This window comes from Thiosulfatihalobacter marinus (genome assembly GCF_016019955.1).
In the GTDB taxonomy this organism is placed as follows: Bacteria; Pseudomonadota; Alphaproteobacteria; order Rhodobacterales; family Rhodobacteraceae; genus Shimia; species Shimia marinus_A.
In genome coordinates, this window is record NZ_JAECRZ010000007.1 from 33038 (window position 1) to 48674 (window position 15637).

Below are 15637 nucleotides of genomic sequence, written 5' to 3' on the forward strand. Positions count from 1 at the left end.
TGGCAAGAAAACGGTGCCGCTCCGGCTGGACAAAAAAAGGGCGCCCGGATTGGGCGCCCATTCTCTTTTGCAGATACCGGGGATCAGCAGCTGTAGTACATGCCGAACTCGACTGGGTGGGGTGTATGCTCATAAAGCTCCACTTCTTCCATCTTCAGTTCGATATAGCCTTCGATCTGGTCCTTCGTGAACACGTCGCCGGCCAGCAGGAAGTCATGATCGGATTCCAGAGCTTCCAGGGCTTCGCGCAGCGAGCCGCAGACGGTCGGGATACCGGCTAGCTCTTCGGCAGGCAGATCATACAGGTTCTTGTCCATGGCTTCGCCCGGATCGATCTTGTTGATGATACCGTCCAGACCAGCCATCAGCAGCGCGGCAAACGCCAGATAGGGGTTGGCCGAGGGATCCGGGAAGCGGGCCTCGACGCGCTTTGCCTTGGGCGATTCCGTCCACGGAATACGGACGCAACCCGAACGGTTACGGGCCGAATAGGCGCGCAGGACCGGGGCTTCGAAGCCGGGGATCAGACGCTTGTAGGAGTTGGTCGACGGGTTGGTGAAGGCGTTCAGGGTCTTGGCATGTTTCAGCACGCCGCCGATGAAATACAGCGCTTCCTGGCTCAGGTCGGCGTATTTGTCGCCCGCGAAAAGCGGTTTTCCGTCCTTCCAGATCGACATGTTCACGTGCATCCCGGTGCCGTTGTCGCCATAAATCGGCTTGGGCATGAATGTCGCGGTTTTGCCGTAGGACTGGGCCACGTTGTGAATCACGTATTTGTACTTCTGAAGCTCATCGGCCTGCTTGGTCAGCGAGTCAAAGATCAGCCCAAGCTCGTGCTGACAGGAGGCAACCTCGTGATGGTGCTTGTCCACCTTCATGCCCAGACGTTTCATGGTCGAGAGCATTTCCGACCGCAGATCTTGCGCGTCGTCGATCGGGTTCACAGGGAAATAGCCGCCCTTGACGCCCGGACGATGACCGGTGTTGCCCATCTCGTATTCGGTGTCGGTGTTCCAGGAGGCGTCGATCGCGTCGACCTCGTAAGAGACCTTGTTGATCGAGTTGGAGAAGCGCACGTCGTCGAACAGGAAGAATTCCGCTTCCGGGCCCATATAGGCAACATCGCCGATGCCAGAAGATTTCAGATATGCCTCGGCTTTCTGCGCGGTGCCGCGCGGATCGCGTTCGTACGACTCGCCGGTATCGGGCTCGACGATCGAGCAATGGATGCAGATTGTCTTTTCGGCATAAAACGGATCGACATAGGCCGAGGTCGTGTCCGGCATCAGCTTCATGTCCGAGTTTTCGATCGACTTCCAGCCAGCGATCGACGACCCGTCAAACATGAAGCCTTCTTCCAGGAAGTCTTCGTCAACAAGATCCACGTCCACGGTCACGTGCTGCAACTTGCCGCGCGTGTCGGTGAAGCGGATGTCCACATAGGCGGCGTCTTCGTCTTTGATCAGCTGGAGAACTGCGTCTGCGCTCATTCTCTTTTTCCTTTTTCTAAACTTGGAAAGGGTGGATTACAGCGCGTCCGGGCCGGTTTCACCGGTACGGATGCGAATGGCTTGTTCGACGGGGCTGACGAAAATCTTGCCGTCACCGATCTTGTCGGTCTTGGCGGCGTCCACGATGGCCTCAATGGCGCCGTCGACCTGGTCGTCATCCAGAACGACCTCGATCTTAACCTTGGGAAGGAAGTCCACGACATACTCCGCGCCGCGATACAGTTCGGTGTGGCCTTTCTGGCGACCGAACCCCTTGACCTCGATCACGCTGAGGCCCTGCACACCAAAGTCCTGCAATGCCTCTTTGACTTCATCCAGCTTGAACGGCTTGATGATTGCCTCGATCTTTTTCATCTGGAGATTCCTCCTCACCTGACAACTTGCTCTGCTCAGATCACTTTCGCCCGGCAGTCACAATTGGCTAAGATGTAGCAGGGCGGCGGGTGTTGGGGGATTCCAATTTGCTGCCTAAAAAATGTGCAACTTGCTGACAAACTGTGCTGAATTGAATCGCAAGGGATTTCTAAATGAGCGAATTGCTGACCGCCGCACAAATGCGCGCCATTGAACAAGCGGCGATTCATTCCGGGACCGTGACCGGGTTGGAACTGATGGAACGGGCCGGGCGAGGGGTTGTCGAGGCAATTTTCGAGGCGTGGCCAGAGGTGGCGGATCAGCCGGGCCGTGCCGTCGTGCTGTGCGGTCCGGGCAACAACGGTGGCGACGGATATGTGATCGCGCGCCTTCTCAAGGCGCTTGGTTGGATTGTTGACATCTTTCAATTCGGCGATGCCGCGAACCTTCCTGCGGACGCCAAGGAAAACCACAATCTTTGGCAAGCCGAAGGGGGCGTGCGACCATGGCATGTCCCGGATATTGCCAAGGCTTCGGGCGACTTGTTGGTTGATGCGGTCTTTGGTGCGGGATTGACGCGCGCTGCGCCAGCCGAGGTGCTCGCCCCGCTGGTCACGGTATTCGAGCATGACCGGTTCGCCGGGCGCGTCGTTGCGGTGGATGCGCCCACAGGATTGTGCATGGACAGCGGAACGGCGCTGTCCGCGGAGCATGGTGCCGCCTTGGCGGATTTGACCGTCACGTTTCATCAGGCCCGACCGGGGCATTTTCTGAATGACGGTCCTCGCCACTGTGGCCGTGTTGTGGTCAAGAGTATCGGGCTGGAAGGGTATGATGTGCCCGGTACCGTCCAATACGCCGATGAGCAGATCTGCTGGGCGCTTGGCAAATCGGCTGATCGGCACAAGTATGGGTATGGGCATGCCCTTGTGTTGTCGGGAGGCGCAGGAAGAACCGGCGCCGCGCGGCTGGCGGCGCGCGGGGCGCTTCGTGTCGGGGCTGGGCTTGTCACCCTGGGGGTACCGCCGGCGGCCCAGATGGAGGTGGCCTGCCAGATTACCGCGGTGATGCTGAATCGTATCGACAGTGCGGGGGCCTTGGCCAAGGTGCTGACGGACAGCCGGTTCAATGCGCTTTGCCTTGGGCCGGGCATGGGGACCGAGCGCGCGCGCGAATTGGTTCCCGTCGCGCTTGCGGCGTCGGCGCCGGGAGATGGGGCGCACCGTGCAGTGGTTCTGGACGCCGATGCGATCACGGCCTATGAGGCGGCGCCCGAAACTTTGTTCGATATGCTTCATGCACAATGTGTGCTGACACCCCATTTGGGCGAATTTTCCCGGCTGTTCCCGGATATTGCCGGAAAAATCGGCTCTGTGACAGGGGGCGGGCCAGCCTATTCCAAGGTTGACGCAGCCCGTGACGCGGCGAGGCGGGCTGGATGCACGGTCTTGCTCAAGGGGGCGGATACGGTGATCGCGGATCAGTCCGGGGCCTGTGCGATCAATGCCGCGGTGTATGACAGGGCGGCTCCCTGGCTGGCGACTGCGGGATCGGGGGATGTGCTTGCCGGGTTTGTCACGGGTATGCTGGCGCGCGGGGAGGCACCATTGCGTGCCGCCGAGATTGCGGCGTGGCTGCACGTGGAATGTGCGCGGCGCTTCGGGCCGGGCCTGATCGCCGAGGACTTGCCAGAGATGCTGCCGGGAGTTCTGAAATCGCTCAGGGCATGACCCTTCAAAGTGACCAAATCTTGATGGCAGGTTCGAACGATTTTGCGAGATTGTCGTGGCAAGTGGCGAAGCGGCGCGCCGATCGCTATCGCCGCATAAGGCGCGTTCAAGTCGTTTCGTGCGACATAGCTCAATTCACCAAGCGGAATATAGGCGCGCGCGCGTGGGTGACGCCATAAAAAGGTACGTCTGGAAAGTCAGGGTGCCAGAACGCGAAAGGTCGGACAACTCCATGTTCAGCGACCAGATTGGATCAACGGTTGAGATGATCTCGGTCGGCCCATGATTTCCAGCAGCCCGCCCAATCGCCGCCAAAGCCGGTTCCGAAGGCCGAAACGAACCCACAAATTCCGAAACCTACGGTTGAACGATCCCGATGAAACACCAGATGAGCGGCAGACCGCCATGTTGACCGGGTCCTGACCCTAACGCGTCAGGCCCCGCATACCCCGTTCCAACCCTTCGAGCGTCATCGGAACCATGCGATCTTGGAAAATCTCGCGCACCATCTTGATGGAATGGGTATGCGGCCAGTAGTGTTCCGGGATCGGGTTGATCCACAGGTTTGATTTCCACTGATCGCGGGCACGTTCCAGCCAGACTTGCCCCGCCTCCTTGTTCCAGTGCTCGTTGGCGCCGCCGGGATAGGCGATTTCATAAGGAGACATGGACGCGTCCCCGACGAATATGCATTTGTAGTCGGGTCCATAGGTGCGCAGCACTTCGTGCGTGGGGGTCTGGGCATCCCAACGGCGGCGATTGTCACGCCAGACACCTTCGTACAGACAGTTGTGGAAGTAATAGTATTCGAGATGCTTGAATTCGGCCCGCGCGGCGGAAAACAGCTCTTCGACCACTTTCACATAAGGGTCCATCGACCCGCCCACATCCAGAAACAACAGCACCTTGACCGCGTTGTGCCGTTCGGGGCGGGTTTTCACGTCAAGATAGCCATGCTCGGCAGTGGCGCGGATGGTGCCGTTGAGGTCAAGCTCTTCGTTGGCGCCTTCGCGCGCCCAGCGGCGCAGGCGTTTGAGCGCCACTTTGATATTGCGGGTACCCAGTTCGACCGTGTCGTCGAAATTGCGGAATTCGCGCTTGTCCCATACCTTTACCGCCCTTTGGTGGCGGCTTTCCTTTTGACCGATGCGCACGCCCTCGGGGTTGTACCCATAGGCGCCAAACGGCGAGGTGCCGGCGGTGCCGATCCATTTGTTGCCGCCCTGGTGGCGGCCTTCCTGTTCCTTGAGCCGCTCCTTGAGCGTTTCCATCAGCTTGTCAAAACCACCAAGCGAGTCGATCTCGGCCATTTCTTGGGGGCTGAGATGTTTCTCGGCCATCTTGCGAAGCCAGTCTTCGGGGATATCGACGGCTTCCAGCACCTGCTGGATGGAAATCTCGCCCAGCCCCTCGAACGTGGCTGCAAAAGCGCGATCGAACTTGTCGATATTGCGCTCGTCCTTCACCATCACCGTGCGGGCAAGGTAGTAGAAGGCCTCGACATCATAGGTGGCAAGCCCCGCCCGAAGGCCTTCGAGAAATCCGAGAAATTCGCGCAGCGATACCGGCACACCGCCAGACCGCAGATTTTCGAAGAACCTCAGAAACATGAGCCTACAGGCTCAACCTGTGCACCAGGATGGTGGCGAACAGGCCAAGCAGCGCAAAGGCGACGGCGTAGATAAAGGTATACTGCAGGACATCAAGGCGTTTGCCGCCACGTTTGCGGGCCAGAAAGGCGCCGACAACGGCACCGGCTATGGCTGCGAAGAAAACGATCATGATTTGTCAGAATCTCCCGTTCAGCGGGTTGAGCGCGGCAATCTCGCGAATTTTCGAACGCACGGCCCAATCCGGGCCAAATCCGTAGCGTGCCCAGCCAAGACTGTCCAGCCGGACAGTGCTTGCCTCTTGTCGTCTGCCCTCCATGTCCAGCGCCTCCGCCCGCAAGAGCATCAGGGTAGAGAGCAGAGCCGCATTCTCATATTGCGCGGCGACCGCGAGTTGCGGGTCGATCAAGGCGAGCGCCTGTTGGTCCTGGCCTGTCGAAATGGCGTGGGCCGAAAGCTGTGTCGCGACAAAGGCGCGGTGTGGCCCGAGTTGTGGCGCGCGGGCATACGCGCGATCGGCATTGAGGAACTGGGTTTGTGCGGCGTCCACATCCTGAGATTGCAACAGACGCCCCAGCGCATAATAGGAAAAGCCCAGCCGATGATCCTGCCAGCCCTGATTTTGCGCGATGGAAAGCGCCTGACGCGCGGCAACCCGGCGGGCGGCGGGGGCTGTGCCCGGGCCAAGAGCGGTCTGGATCGCGTCGATCCAGGACCGTGGCGTGGCCGGCAGATTGCGGGGCGAAAGCCCTTCTCCGCGCGGGTTGATGCGGGCAAGGATGGCGGGGAGACGGGCAGCCACCTGATCGCGGGTCATGCCATTGCGCAGCGCCGGGTCGTAATAGGCGCGCAGCACGGTCATGTCGAAGCCGGTCAGCACGGCGTGGATATTGTCGTCGTTGAAAATGCTGTCGGGAAGGCGATAGAGATCGTTGAGCGGACCAATTGCCTGAGCCAGTTCTTCCTGGAGGCAATCGCGGGTTTCCTGCGGGCTGGTGTCGTTGGGAACGAAGATCGCCAGCTTTTCGCGGCGTTCCAGCAACGCCCAGTTGGTGGACGCATTGCGCCGGGCCGAGCGATATTGCGACAGGTTCGAGATATTGGGTACGACGAAACAGGCCGCCTGGGGCAGGGCGCGCCGGATTTCGCGCCGCGAGACTGACTGAATTGTAATGTTGGCGCTGCTGTCGCGCACAAGGCGGATATCGATACGGGCCTCGGTTCGGAGGCGCGAGATCAAGCGTTGCAGATCAGACATCATACCCACCGGCGTCTTGCCGACGACTCGGACCGTGATCGGGCCTTCGAAACGCGTCAGCCGATCAAGTTTTCGCCCGCTTTCAAGTTGGAAGCTGAGATCAAGAAAATCCCGCGCAATATCGCGGTTCGCCCGTGCCGGAGGAGCAGGTTGCGGGGTCGCGAAATTCTTCATCGGCGGCAGAGTCGTGTCCGCGACAGCGGCGCGGGTGGGTGTGTCCAGATTACCGCTCGACACGCAGGCCGAAAGCGCAAGAAGCGCTAAAAGAGCCAGGCGCAACTTCATGGGCGGTTGTACCGGATGAAGGGCGAGAGCGTTCCAACCCGGTCGTATAGATGTCGGGCGCGCGCGTTGAACTCCTGAGTAAGCCAATACACTGATGGGGCGCCGGCGCGATCGGCAGCGGCATAGACCGCTTCGATCAGCTGGCGCCCGACGCCGGTGCCGCGCACCTCAGGATCGGTGTACAAATCCTGGAGATAGCAAACATTCTCCACTTTCCAGGCATGCCGGTGAAACAGGTAGTGGGCGAGCCCGACCAAATCTTCGCCGCGTTGCGCCACAAGGCCGGAAAAATCCTGTGGATCATCGCCCGTCAGGCGCGCAAAGGTGGTGGTGTAGACGTTGCCGGAGACGGTGGTTTCGTAAAATTCCAGATAAGCCGTCCACATTCGGCGCCATTCGGCCTTGTCTGTCAGGCGCAACGGGCGGATCACAATTTCCCTGGTGTCAACCATGCCTGTCATTCTCTGCTCAAAAATGTCCGTAATTATCGCTCAGGGTAGCATATGAGCGCCCTGCGGCAAGAATGTGAAGCGGTTTCGATTATTCAAAGGCTAGCGAAGGGTGCCTGTGCCGGTTTCGGGCCGGTTTCATTCACCCCGTTGCCGTCAAGCACCCGGCCTAGCGGCTGGAACGCGCCATGAATGCAAGACGTTCAAACAGGTGCACGTCCTGTTCGTTCTTGAGCAGAGCGCCATGCAGCTTGGGCAGGGCATTGACCCCGTCGCGCTTGAGATCCTGCGGGTCCATGTCTTCGGCCAGCAGCAGCTTGAGCCAGTCCAGAACTTCGGATGTGGACGGCTTTTTCTTGAGCCCGGCCACGTCGCGGATTTCGTAGAACTGCGTCAATGCGGTGGTCAGCAGGTGGTCCTTGATTCCGGGGTGATGCACTTCGACGATCCGCTTCATTGTGTCGGAATCGGGAAAGCGGATATAGTGAAAAAAGCATCGGCGCAGAAATGCGTCAGGCAGTTCTTTTTCGTTGTTCGACGTGATGATGATGATCGGGCGCTGCCTTGCGCGGACGGTTTGCCCGGTTTCGTAGACGTGGAACTCCATCTTGTCGAGTTCCTGCAAGAGATCGTTGGGAAATTCGATATCCGCCTTGTCGATCTCATCAATCAGCAAGACAACACGTTCGTCCGAATCAAACGCCTCCCACAGCTTGCCGCGCTTGATGTAATTGGAGATGTCATGCACGCGCGCATCGCCCAGTTGGCTGTCACGCAGGCGTGATACCGCATCGTATTCATAGAGGCCTTGTTGCGCCTTGGTGGTGGACTTGATGTTCCATTCAATCATACGCAACCCGAGCGCGGCGGCCACTTGCCGGGCCAGTTCGGTCTTGCCCGTACCCGGCTCGCCCTTAACCAGCAGAGGCCGTTCCAACGTAACCGCCGCGTTGACGGCAACCGTCAGGTCTTCGGTCGCGACGTAATCCTTGGTGCCTTCGAATTTCATGAGGAATTTCCTGCCCGTTCGCGTGTTTCGGGCGGCACCCTACCGTGAACATAATTTGTCCGCAATGCACTGCTAAGGGGTAGTGACAATCCCGGACCGAAGGGGTATTGGCAGGCGCAGAGAAGGGGGGTTCGATGTCTGAAGATTCAACCGCGATGGACGTTGACCACGAAGAGGGAGCAGCCATGAAAGCCGAAACCTTCCTGCCTGACGACTATCGTCCCGCAGAAGATGAGCCGTTCATGAACGAACGGCAGGTAGAGTATTTCCGCCGCAAGCTGATCAACTGGAAAAATGAGCTTCTGGCGGACAGCCGGGACACGATCGAAGGATTGCAGGACGGAACGCGTAATATCCCCGACGTGGCCGATCGCGCCAGCGAAGAAACCGACCGGGCGCTGGAATTGCGCACCCGGGACCGTCAGCGCAAGCTGGTGCTCAAGATCGATTCGGCCCTGCGCAGGATCGACGAGGGCGAATACGGCTATTGTGAAGTGACCGGCGAGCCGATCAGCCTGAAACGGCTGGATGCGCGCCCCATCGCAACCATGAGCCTGGAAGCCCAGGAGCGCCACGAGCGCCGGGAAAAAGTGCACCGCGACGAATAAGCCGGTGGAACATGGAAAAACACAGGCGCCGGGGCTTTTGTCCCGGCGTTTTTCGTTTCATATGGCCAGTATGGAAATGATGGGATTGAAAACCGGTGTGATCGGTGCCGGTATTGGCGGGCTTACGGCCGCTTTGTGCCTGCAACGACGTGGCGCGCTGGTGACCGTGCTGGAACAGGCCGAAGATATCACCGAAGTTGGCGCCGGGTTGCAGATAAGTCCGAATGGTGTGGCGGTTTTACGCGCGTTGGGGCTGGAGACGGCACTGGCGCAAAAGGCGGTGCGTGCCCGCGCGGTGGAACTGCGCGACTATGCGGTGGGGCGTCTGGTAACGCGGGTGGACCTGGGGCATCTGCCCGAAGAGATGCGGTATTATTTCGTGCATCGCGCCGATCTGATCGATCTGCTTGCCGAAGCCGTGCGCCGGACAGGCATCCGCGTACGTCTCTTGCAGAAAGTCGAGGATGTGCTGCCGGGTGAAAAACCGGTGGCGCGCATGGCAAACGGTGCCGAGTTCGGGGCAAAATTGCTGTTGGGTGCTGACGGTCTGCACAGCCGGGCGCGGGCGGCGCTGAATGGCACTGTCGCGCCGTTCTTTACCCGTCAGGTGGCCTGGCGTGCCACGGTGCCAAATACCAGCGGCCACCCGGATGTGGCGCAGGTACATATGGGGCCGCACCGCCATGTGGTGACGTACCCGCTGCGAGGCGGAGCGCTGGTCAATATCGTGGCCGTGCAGGAGCGTGCGGCATGGGCCGAGGAAGGTTGGCATATCGCGGATGACCCGGCCAATCTTCGGGCCGTCTTTGCCGACTTTGGCGGCATCGTTCCTGATTTGTTGAAGCAGGTGGACACTGTGCGCCGCTGGGGTTTGTTCCGGCATCCGGTCGCGCCGGTGTGGCACAAGGCGAATGTTGCGATTCTGGGGGACGCGGCGCATCCAACGCTGCCTTTCATGGCGCAGGGCGCAGTCATGGCGATGGAAGATGCCTGGGTTCTGGGCGATGCCCTGGCAGAGGCGCCCGATACGGAATCGGGGCTTTCCGGATACCAGGCGCGCCGGGAAGAACGGGTGAAACGCGTTGTGGCGGCGGCGTCAAAAAACGCCTGGAAATACCACCTGAGCGTGCCGCCGGTAAGGGCGCTGGCACATTTGGGGTTGCGGATCGGTGGGGCGGTCGCCCCCAAACGCATGTTGTCCCAGTTTGACTGGATCTACCGGCACGACGTTACGGCCGGGTAGGAGGCGCGAACCGAAAGAGTGCCTGCGGCACCCCGTTTTGAGCCCGACTGCGCCTCTGGCGCGCGGGCGGCCTGGTCATGCCGCGAGATCGACCCAGACAGGCACGTGGTCGGATGGCCTGGTTTCGCCGCGCACGTGCTTGTCGATCTGGCAATCGCGCAACAGATCGGCACATTGCGGGCTGAGCAGAAAGTGATCGATGCGTATCCCGTCATCGCGGTTCCACGCCCCGGCCTGATAATCCCAGAACGAATAATGGCCCGCGCCAGCGGTACAGGTGCGAAAGGCTTCGGTCATGCCGAGATAGAGCAGACGGCGGAATGCGGCGCGGCTTTGGGGGAGGGCCAGCGCATCCTCGCGCCAGGCTTCCGGACGCGCGGCGTCTTCGTCCTGGGGGATGACGTTGTAATCTCCGGCCATCAGAAACGGCTCTTCCGACGCCAGCAAAACGCGCGCCCGATCGATCAGCCGTTCCATCCAGGCGAGCTTGTAGTCGTATTTTGGTCCTGGTGTCGGGTTGCCGTTGGGCAGGTACAGGCCACATACCCGAACTGGCACATCGCCCATCACGGTGGCTTCGACATAGCGGGCCTGTTCATCGCTGTCGTCGCCCGGCAGGCCACGGCGGATGTCCTCCAGCGGCAATTTTGACAGTATGGCCACGCCGTTAAAACTTTTCTGGCCGTGGGTTTCGACGATGTAGCCGCGATCCTCGAACAGGGCGCGCGGGAATGACGCGTCGACGGATTTGATCTCTTGTAGCAGAGCCACGTCGGGCTGAGCCTCGTCCAGCCACCGCGGCAGCGCCTCGGCCCGGGCCTTGATGCCGTTGATATTGAATGTCGCGACCTTCATGAGACAGCCCCCTTGCGCCTGGTTCTCGGGAACTATCCACCGGAAACTGGGGTTCTGCAAGGGACGTATCCGGGCATTTCAGCGAGCGATATGCCGGGGAATCACGCGCTGCACGGGCCGGGAATCGTGGGGCGTGGCGGGTGTGATTCTCTGTGTGGCGACGGTGCGCGACATGCGGCCAAAGTGCGATTGTGGTGAAAATGAGGCGTGAATGAGGCGAAAATATTGCGGACCCGTTGAGTCACAAAAAGCAATATAAAACAAGTTTTTAAGGATTGATATTGAAGTGATTATGATTGTTGCGAACTCGCTAAGCGAGAAAAAATTGTTTGAAAAACCCGGAATGAGTGCAAGCGTGAAGAGGTCGAAACTTCAACTGGGAATTCAAAAATGCTCGCCAAAAAATCCATCGAAAACGTTAACGAAACCTTTGCACAGCGTACGCCGGGCAACACCCACCTCAGCCCGTTTGACGGAGAGGCCACCGGAATGTTCACTTCGGGACTGACGGCCGAGATGACGGGCGATGCCATGTCGGGCGATGACACCGCGCTTTTCACCAGTGGCCTGGTGCAGATGTTCACCAGCGGATTGGCCCCGCGTGCAACGGCCGATGCAACCGCCGGCGAAGGGCTTGAAATGTTCACGAGCGGTCTGTCCGCAGCGGGCCAATCGGCGGAAGCCGGTGACGCGGTGGAGATGTTCACCAGCGGTCTGGTTCAGATGTTCACAAGCGGGTTGGCCGCCGAAGGCTCGTCTGCCGAAGCCGGAGATGCGGTGGAAATGTTCACCAGCGGGCTTGTGCAGATGTACACCAGCGGTCTGGCCCCGACGCAAACCGCCCAAGCCACTGCCGGCGAGGGGCTTGAAATGTTTACCAGTGGTCTGGCGGCCGAGGGGTCTTCTGCCGAAGCCGGAGATGCGGTGGAAATGTTCACAAGTGGCCTGGTGCAGATGTTCACCAGCGGGCTGGCCCCGCGCGGTGAAGCCCGCGCCGAAGCCGGTGAAGGCGCCGAGCTTTTCACGTCGGGTCTGTGATCCGTTGACTGGGGACCGGGGCGCGGTTGCGCGCCTCTGACAAGGTGAGGAGAAATCCGATGTCGAATGTCGTGCAACTGATCGTCCCGTCCCAGCGGCAAACCCCTGCTGAGCGCCATGGCGCGCTCATGCAGAGCTTTGCCCGGCATCGCCGCTTTGGCGACGATGTGTTCTGGCTGAAGGAAAACGCCGAACTGCTCAATATCCTTGAGTGCACGGGTGCGGATGTGGATGGGTCCTCATTGGGTGCCTATGCGGATTTCTACGAAAATGTGGAAAAGCGCCTTCAGTTCTTCCCGCAATACTATCGCTTCCTGCTGTCGATCTGCCTGGATCTCGAAGATCTGGGACTGGGTGGCGACAAGGGCGCGCGGCTGTCTGAATGGGTCGCGGCGCAAGGGTTTGCCAAGGCGGAGCTTTCCGACCTGCAACGTCTGGAAGCGCGCCGCCTGATGTTGCGGCGCGGGGTTGAACCGCTGCCCGAGGATGAAACCCTTGAAACACGGATGCGTGCCTTTATGGGGCGGTCGGCCACGTTTTCGATGCCCAACAAGAAGGCAGCCTATGAGCTGACCCATGCGGTGTTCTATCTTTCGGAATATGGCAGGCGTGACCCCCATCTGGGGTGTGAAGTGAAAAAATCTTTGGAATTCATTGGGTTGCTGGCCTTTCTTGAACAGAATGCCGATTTGCTGGCCGAAGTTTGTGTGGCGATGCGACATAGCGGGATGCCGGTTCCGGAAATGTGGGACACCTGGCTGCTGCGCCATACCGCGCTGTTTGACGTGGAATGTGGCGACCGTGTTGCGCAACAGGATGATTATCACGAATTCCTGGTCTGCAACTGGGCCATGGCGGCGGCTGGGAAAGCGCCGTTCAACAAGGCGTTCGAGGCCGGGCGCATGGGGTTCTTCCGCCCCGAAGCGATTGGCGGGCCGCTGCGCGAGCTGTCGGAAATCATGTATCGGCTGGACGACAATCGCAGCGGCGACTGGGGCGCGATGCGGCCGGTCGTGTTGGACGGGTTGAGCCCGGATGCCCAGGTCATCATGGCATGTGCCGAAAAATCCACCGACGTTTTCGAAGAATTCTTTGAGGGATTTGCACGCGCCAACGCGATGGCGGGGGCAATGTGATGGGGCTGCACCGTCCGGCATTGATGGGCACTGGCCTTGTGCTTTTGTACACGCTGATGATTTCTTCGGCTGATGCGATCACCAAGCTGATCGCGTCCGGGTATGCCGCGCCGCAGCTTTTTGCGGTGTCGGGTTTCCTTGTTGTTGCGCTTAGCTTGGGATCGGCGCGCCTAAAGGGGCGGGGGCAAAGCCTGAAAACCGCCTGTCCGCGTGCGATGGCGCTGCGATCCTTTCTGACGGTGATTGGATCTGTTGCGTTTTTCTACGCGTTCCGGCTGCTGCCGCTGGCCGAAGTTTTTGTGTTCATCGCCCTGATGCCCCTATTCGCAGGGCTTTTGTCCGGCCCGATCCTGCGAGAACATGTCCGGCCCATGGCCTGGGCTGCATTGGCGGCGGGGTTTGTGGGCATGTTGTATCTGTTCCCGGGCGGGTTGGGCGCTGTGACGGCCGGACATCTTGTGGCGCTGTTTGCCAGCCTGTGCGGAACCCTGTCTCTTGTTCTTGCGCGCTATATCGGACGGATTGAAACCAATTCGCTGGCGCAGGTCTTTTATCCCAATCTTGCCCTGGCGGCGACTATGTTGCTGGCCTTGCCGTTTGTCTACACGCCGATGCCGCTTGCCGATCTGGGATGGGTTGCGGCCTATGGCGTGCTGTTGTTCGCCGCACGCTGGCTGTCGGTTGTCGCGCTGCGCCTGTTGTCGGCCTATTCGGTGACGCCGCTGATGAACCTGCAATTTGTCTGGATGGTTGTACTGGGGGCGCTGTTCTTTGGTGAGGTGCCGGGGTTGAACATCTATCTGGGTACAGCCATCGTGATTGGATCCGGCGTGTTTCTTGTCTATGACCAGATGCAACCGGAGGGTATGCCATACCCGTGGTTGCTGCGCCTGAAAACGCGTTTTTTGCGGCTCAAAGTTGCAAGAACTTTGGTGCGTAACGAATTGTGATTACATTGAAAAACTCGTTCCACAGCCGCAGGAGCTTGTGGCGTTGGGATTGTCGATGACAAAGCGAGCGCCGATCAGTTCTTCGGTGAAATCAATCGTGGCATTTTGCAGAAACGGCAGGGAAACCGAATCCACCAGCACCTTTTCGCCACCCTTTTCCAGCACCAGATCGTCATCGCGCGGTGCATCCAGCCGGATCTCGTACTGAAACCCCGAACATCCCCCGCCTTCGACTGCGATGCGCAGGGCCTGCCCCTGAGCGGCGGCGCCAATCTCGGCCAGACGGGCAAAAGCCCGCTCCGTAACCTTTGGAGGCAGTTGCATTTTTTCACCCAAAGACAGTTTCGCGCGTTGACCCGGTTCAAACCGGAGCCACCGTGCAATATAGAAGGACCAGGGACAGGCTACAAGGACCTCAGAACATGATTGCGCCCTATGCCTCTGATCCGGCACGCGCCAGGGGACGGCGCTACCCGGAGGAGGAAAGCAGTTTCCGGTCATGTTTTCAGCGTGATCGGGACAGGATCATACATGCCAGCGCCTTTCGGCGGCTGAAGCACAAGACGCAGGTGTTCGTTGAGCACGAGGGCGATTATTTCCGCACGCGCCTGACACATTCCATTGAGGTGGCGCAGGTCGCGCGCACGATGGCCGGGGCCCTGGGGTTGAACCAGGAACTGACAGAGGCGGTGGCGCTGGCCCATGATCTGGGTCATACGCCGTTCGGCCACACGGGTGAGGATGCGCTGAATGCCCTGATGGCTCGCTATGGCGGGTTTGATCACAATGCACAGGCAGTGCGGATCGTGACCGCGCTGGAGCGGCATTACGCCGGATTTGACGGGTTGAACCTTACCTGGGAAACCCTTGAAGGTATTGCAAAACATAACGGTCCAGTCCTGGGTGAACTGCCTTATGCCCTGGCGGATTACAATGCCGAGCACGATCTGGAGCTGCACACCCATGCCAGCGCCGAGGCCCAGGTTGCGGCCTTGTCGGATGACGTGGCCTATAACAACCACGATCTGCATGACGGCTTGCGCGCCGGGCTGTTCAGCGAAGAAGAGATAGCCAATCTCCCGATTGTCGGAGATGCCTATGCAGAAGTAGACCGGCTGTATCCGGGGTTGGACCGTATCCGGCGGCGTCATGAGGCATTGCGCCGGGTGTTCGGCGTGATGGTGTCGGACGTGATCGACACGTCGCGACAGCTTTTGTGGAACAGCGGCGCGCAATCGGTAGAGGCTGTCCGGCTGAATGGTGCGCCGGTGGTGCGGTTTTCGCCCGCCTTGTGGTCTGATCTGAAGCAGATACGCGCCTTTTTGTTCAGCCGTATGTACCGTGCGCCGTCCGTGGTGAGAATGCGCGAAGAGGTGACGCAGGTGGTGAACGACCTGTTTCCGTTGTTTCTGGCCAGCCCAACGCTTTTGCCGGAGCGCTGGCATCCTGATCTGCGTGATTGCGATGGCGAAGTTGCCGTCGCGCGCATGGTCTGCGACTATATTGCCGGAATGACCGATCGATTTGCCTTGCAGGAACATGCGCGGCTGATGGGCAAGGCACATTGACCTGACCGCTGGCAATGTTAAACCCGGCCCAAA

At 59.7% G+C, this 15637-nt stretch carries 16 protein-coding genes; 7 read left to right on the plus strand and 9 right to left on the minus strand.

What is annotated here, in order from left to right:
- Positions 1–83: 83 nt before the first annotated feature.
- Both glnA and I3253_RS11805 read right to left on the minus strand, forming a co-directional pair.
- Complete coding sequence (glnA, locus tag I3253_RS11800; RefSeq protein WP_197917882.1) at positions 84–1490, minus strand: type I glutamate--ammonia ligase; 1407 nt, start codon at positions 1488–1490, stop codon at positions 84–86.
- A 36-nt stretch (positions 1491–1526) separates the two neighbouring features.
- Positions 1527–1865, minus strand: a complete 339-nt coding sequence (locus I3253_RS11805; RefSeq protein WP_197917883.1) for a P-II family nitrogen regulator — start codon at positions 1863–1865, stop codon at positions 1527–1529.
- 173 nt (positions 1866–2038) lie between these two features.
- Here I3253_RS11805 and I3253_RS11810 point away from each other — a divergent pair, with 173 nt between their 5' ends.
- Positions 2039–3595, plus strand: coding sequence for an NAD(P)H-hydrate dehydratase (locus tag I3253_RS11810; RefSeq protein WP_197917884.1), 1557 nt, complete (start codon positions 2039–2041; stop codon positions 3593–3595).
- 425 nt (positions 3596–4020) lie between these two features.
- On the opposite strand, the gene I3253_RS11815 is transcribed toward I3253_RS11810, so the two are convergent.
- The 5 genes from I3253_RS11815 to I3253_RS11835 form a co-directional block, all read right to left on the minus strand.
- A complete protein-coding gene (locus I3253_RS11815) occupies positions 4021–5205 on the minus strand; it encodes a vWA domain-containing protein (RefSeq protein WP_197917885.1) in 1185 nt (394 codons plus the stop codon).
- A 4-nt stretch (positions 5206–5209) separates the two neighbouring features.
- Positions 5210–5377, minus strand: a complete 168-nt coding sequence (locus tag I3253_RS11820; RefSeq protein ID WP_197917886.1) for a hypothetical protein — start codon at positions 5375–5377, stop codon at positions 5210–5212.
- A gap of 6 nt (positions 5378–5383) precedes the next feature.
- Entirely contained in the window at positions 5384–6748 is a 1365-nt protein-coding gene (locus I3253_RS11825; RefSeq protein WP_197917887.1) for a DUF2927 domain-containing protein, read from the minus strand.
- Positions 6745–7200, minus strand: a complete 456-nt coding sequence (locus I3253_RS11830; RefSeq protein WP_197917888.1) for a GNAT family N-acetyltransferase — start codon at positions 7198–7200, stop codon at positions 6745–6747. Before I3253_RS11830 ends, I3253_RS11825 begins: the two co-directional genes overlap by 4 nt.
- Positions 7201–7366: 166 nt before the next feature.
- Positions 7367–8206: an AAA family ATPase gene (locus I3253_RS11835; RefSeq protein WP_197917889.1), complete on the minus strand. Its 840-nt coding sequence runs from the start codon at positions 8204–8206 to the stop codon at positions 7367–7369.
- Positions 8207–8391: 185 nt separating this feature from the next.
- On the opposite strand from I3253_RS11835, the gene dksA reads away from it, so the two are divergent.
- A complete protein-coding gene (gene dksA, locus I3253_RS11840; RefSeq protein WP_197918076.1) occupies positions 8392–8814 on the plus strand; it encodes an RNA polymerase-binding protein DksA in 423 nt (140 codons plus the stop codon).
- 70 nt (positions 8815–8884) lie between these two features.
- Positions 8885–10057: an FAD-dependent monooxygenase gene (locus I3253_RS11845; RefSeq protein ID WP_197918086.1), complete on the plus strand. Its 1173-nt coding sequence runs from the start codon at positions 8885–8887 to the stop codon at positions 10055–10057.
- 75 nt (positions 10058–10132) lie between these two features.
- Here I3253_RS11845 and xth read toward each other — a convergent pair whose 3' ends face one another.
- Positions 10133–10912: an exodeoxyribonuclease III gene (xth, locus tag I3253_RS11850; RefSeq protein ID WP_197917890.1), complete on the minus strand. Its 780-nt coding sequence runs from the start codon at positions 10910–10912 to the stop codon at positions 10133–10135.
- 390 nt (positions 10913–11302) lie between these two features.
- Here xth and I3253_RS11855 point away from each other — a divergent pair, with 390 nt between their 5' ends.
- The 3 genes from I3253_RS11855 to I3253_RS11865 are packed head-to-tail and all read left to right on the plus strand — an operon-like array spanning position 11303 to position 14036.
- On the plus strand, positions 11303–11950 hold the full coding sequence (locus I3253_RS11855; protein WP_197917891.1) for a DUF6749 family protein: 648 nt from the start codon (positions 11303–11305) through the stop codon (positions 11948–11950).
- Between the two features lie 59 nt (positions 11951–12009).
- Complete coding sequence (locus tag I3253_RS11860) at positions 12010–13086, plus strand: DUF6902 family protein (protein WP_197917892.1); 1077 nt, start codon at positions 12010–12012, stop codon at positions 13084–13086.
- Positions 13086–14036, plus strand: a complete 951-nt coding sequence (locus tag I3253_RS11865) for a DMT family transporter (RefSeq protein WP_197917893.1) — start codon at positions 13086–13088, stop codon at positions 14034–14036. The genes I3253_RS11860 and I3253_RS11865 overlap by 1 nt, the downstream gene beginning before the upstream one ends.
- On the opposite strand, the gene I3253_RS11870 is transcribed toward I3253_RS11865, so the two are convergent.
- Positions 14037–14360: a HesB/IscA family protein gene (locus I3253_RS11870; protein ID WP_197917894.1), complete on the minus strand. Its 324-nt coding sequence runs from the start codon at positions 14358–14360 to the stop codon at positions 14037–14039. It abuts the gene before it with no gap.
- Between the two features lie 98 nt (positions 14361–14458).
- Here I3253_RS11870 and I3253_RS11875 point away from each other — a divergent pair, with 98 nt between their 5' ends.
- Complete coding sequence (locus tag I3253_RS11875) at positions 14459–15604, plus strand: deoxyguanosinetriphosphate triphosphohydrolase (RefSeq protein WP_197917895.1); 1146 nt, start codon at positions 14459–14461, stop codon at positions 15602–15604.
- The last annotated feature ends 33 nt before the right edge of the window (positions 15605–15637 follow it).

Excerpts from the sequence above, each read along its gene's own strand:
- I3253_RS11875 (WP_197917895.1), top strand. The coding sequence starts at position 14,459 with ATGATTGCGCCCTATGCCTCTGATCCGGCACGCGCCAGGGGACGGCGC.
- I3253_RS11835 (WP_197917889.1), bottom strand. The coding sequence starts at position 8,206 with ATGAAATTCGAAGGCACCAAGGATTACGTCGCGACCGAAGACCTGACG.
- I3253_RS11820 (WP_197917886.1), bottom strand. The coding sequence starts at position 5,377 with ATGATCGTTTTCTTCGCAGCCATAGCCGGTGCCGTTGTCGGCGCCTTT.
- I3253_RS11830 (WP_197917888.1), bottom strand. The coding sequence starts at position 7,200 with ATGGTTGACACCAGGGAAATTGTGATCCGCCCGTTGCGCCTGACAGAC.
- I3253_RS11865 (WP_197917893.1), top strand. The coding sequence starts at position 13,086 with ATGGGGCTGCACCGTCCGGCATTGATGGGCACTGGCCTTGTGCTTTTG.
- I3253_RS11815 (WP_197917885.1), bottom strand. The coding sequence starts at position 5,205 with ATGTTTCTGAGGTTCTTCGAAAATCTGCGGTCTGGCGGTGTGCCGGTA.
- I3253_RS11825 (WP_197917887.1), bottom strand. The coding sequence starts at position 6,748 with ATGAAGTTGCGCCTGGCTCTTTTAGCGCTTCTTGCGCTTTCGGCCTGC.
- dksA (WP_197918076.1), top strand. The coding sequence starts at position 8,392 with ATGAAAGCCGAAACCTTCCTGCCTGACGACTATCGTCCCGCAGAAGAT.
- I3253_RS11845 (WP_197918086.1), top strand. The coding sequence starts at position 8,885 with ATGGAAATGATGGGATTGAAAACCGGTGTGATCGGTGCCGGTATTGGC.
- I3253_RS11860 (WP_197917892.1), top strand. The coding sequence starts at position 12,010 with ATGTCGAATGTCGTGCAACTGATCGTCCCGTCCCAGCGGCAAACCCCT.
- glnA (WP_197917882.1), bottom strand. The coding sequence starts at position 1,490 with ATGAGCGCAGACGCAGTTCTCCAGCTGATCAAAGACGAAGACGCCGCC.
- I3253_RS11855 (WP_197917891.1), top strand. The coding sequence starts at position 11,303 with ATGCTCGCCAAAAAATCCATCGAAAACGTTAACGAAACCTTTGCACAG.
- xth (WP_197917890.1), bottom strand. The coding sequence starts at position 10,912 with ATGAAGGTCGCGACATTCAATATCAACGGCATCAAGGCCCGGGCCGAG.
- I3253_RS11805 (WP_197917883.1), bottom strand. The coding sequence starts at position 1,865 with ATGAAAAAGATCGAGGCAATCATCAAGCCGTTCAAGCTGGATGAAGTC.
- I3253_RS11870 (WP_197917894.1), bottom strand. The coding sequence starts at position 14,360 with ATGCAACTGCCTCCAAAGGTTACGGAGCGGGCTTTTGCCCGTCTGGCC.
- I3253_RS11810 (WP_197917884.1), top strand. The coding sequence starts at position 2,039 with ATGAGCGAATTGCTGACCGCCGCACAAATGCGCGCCATTGAACAAGCG.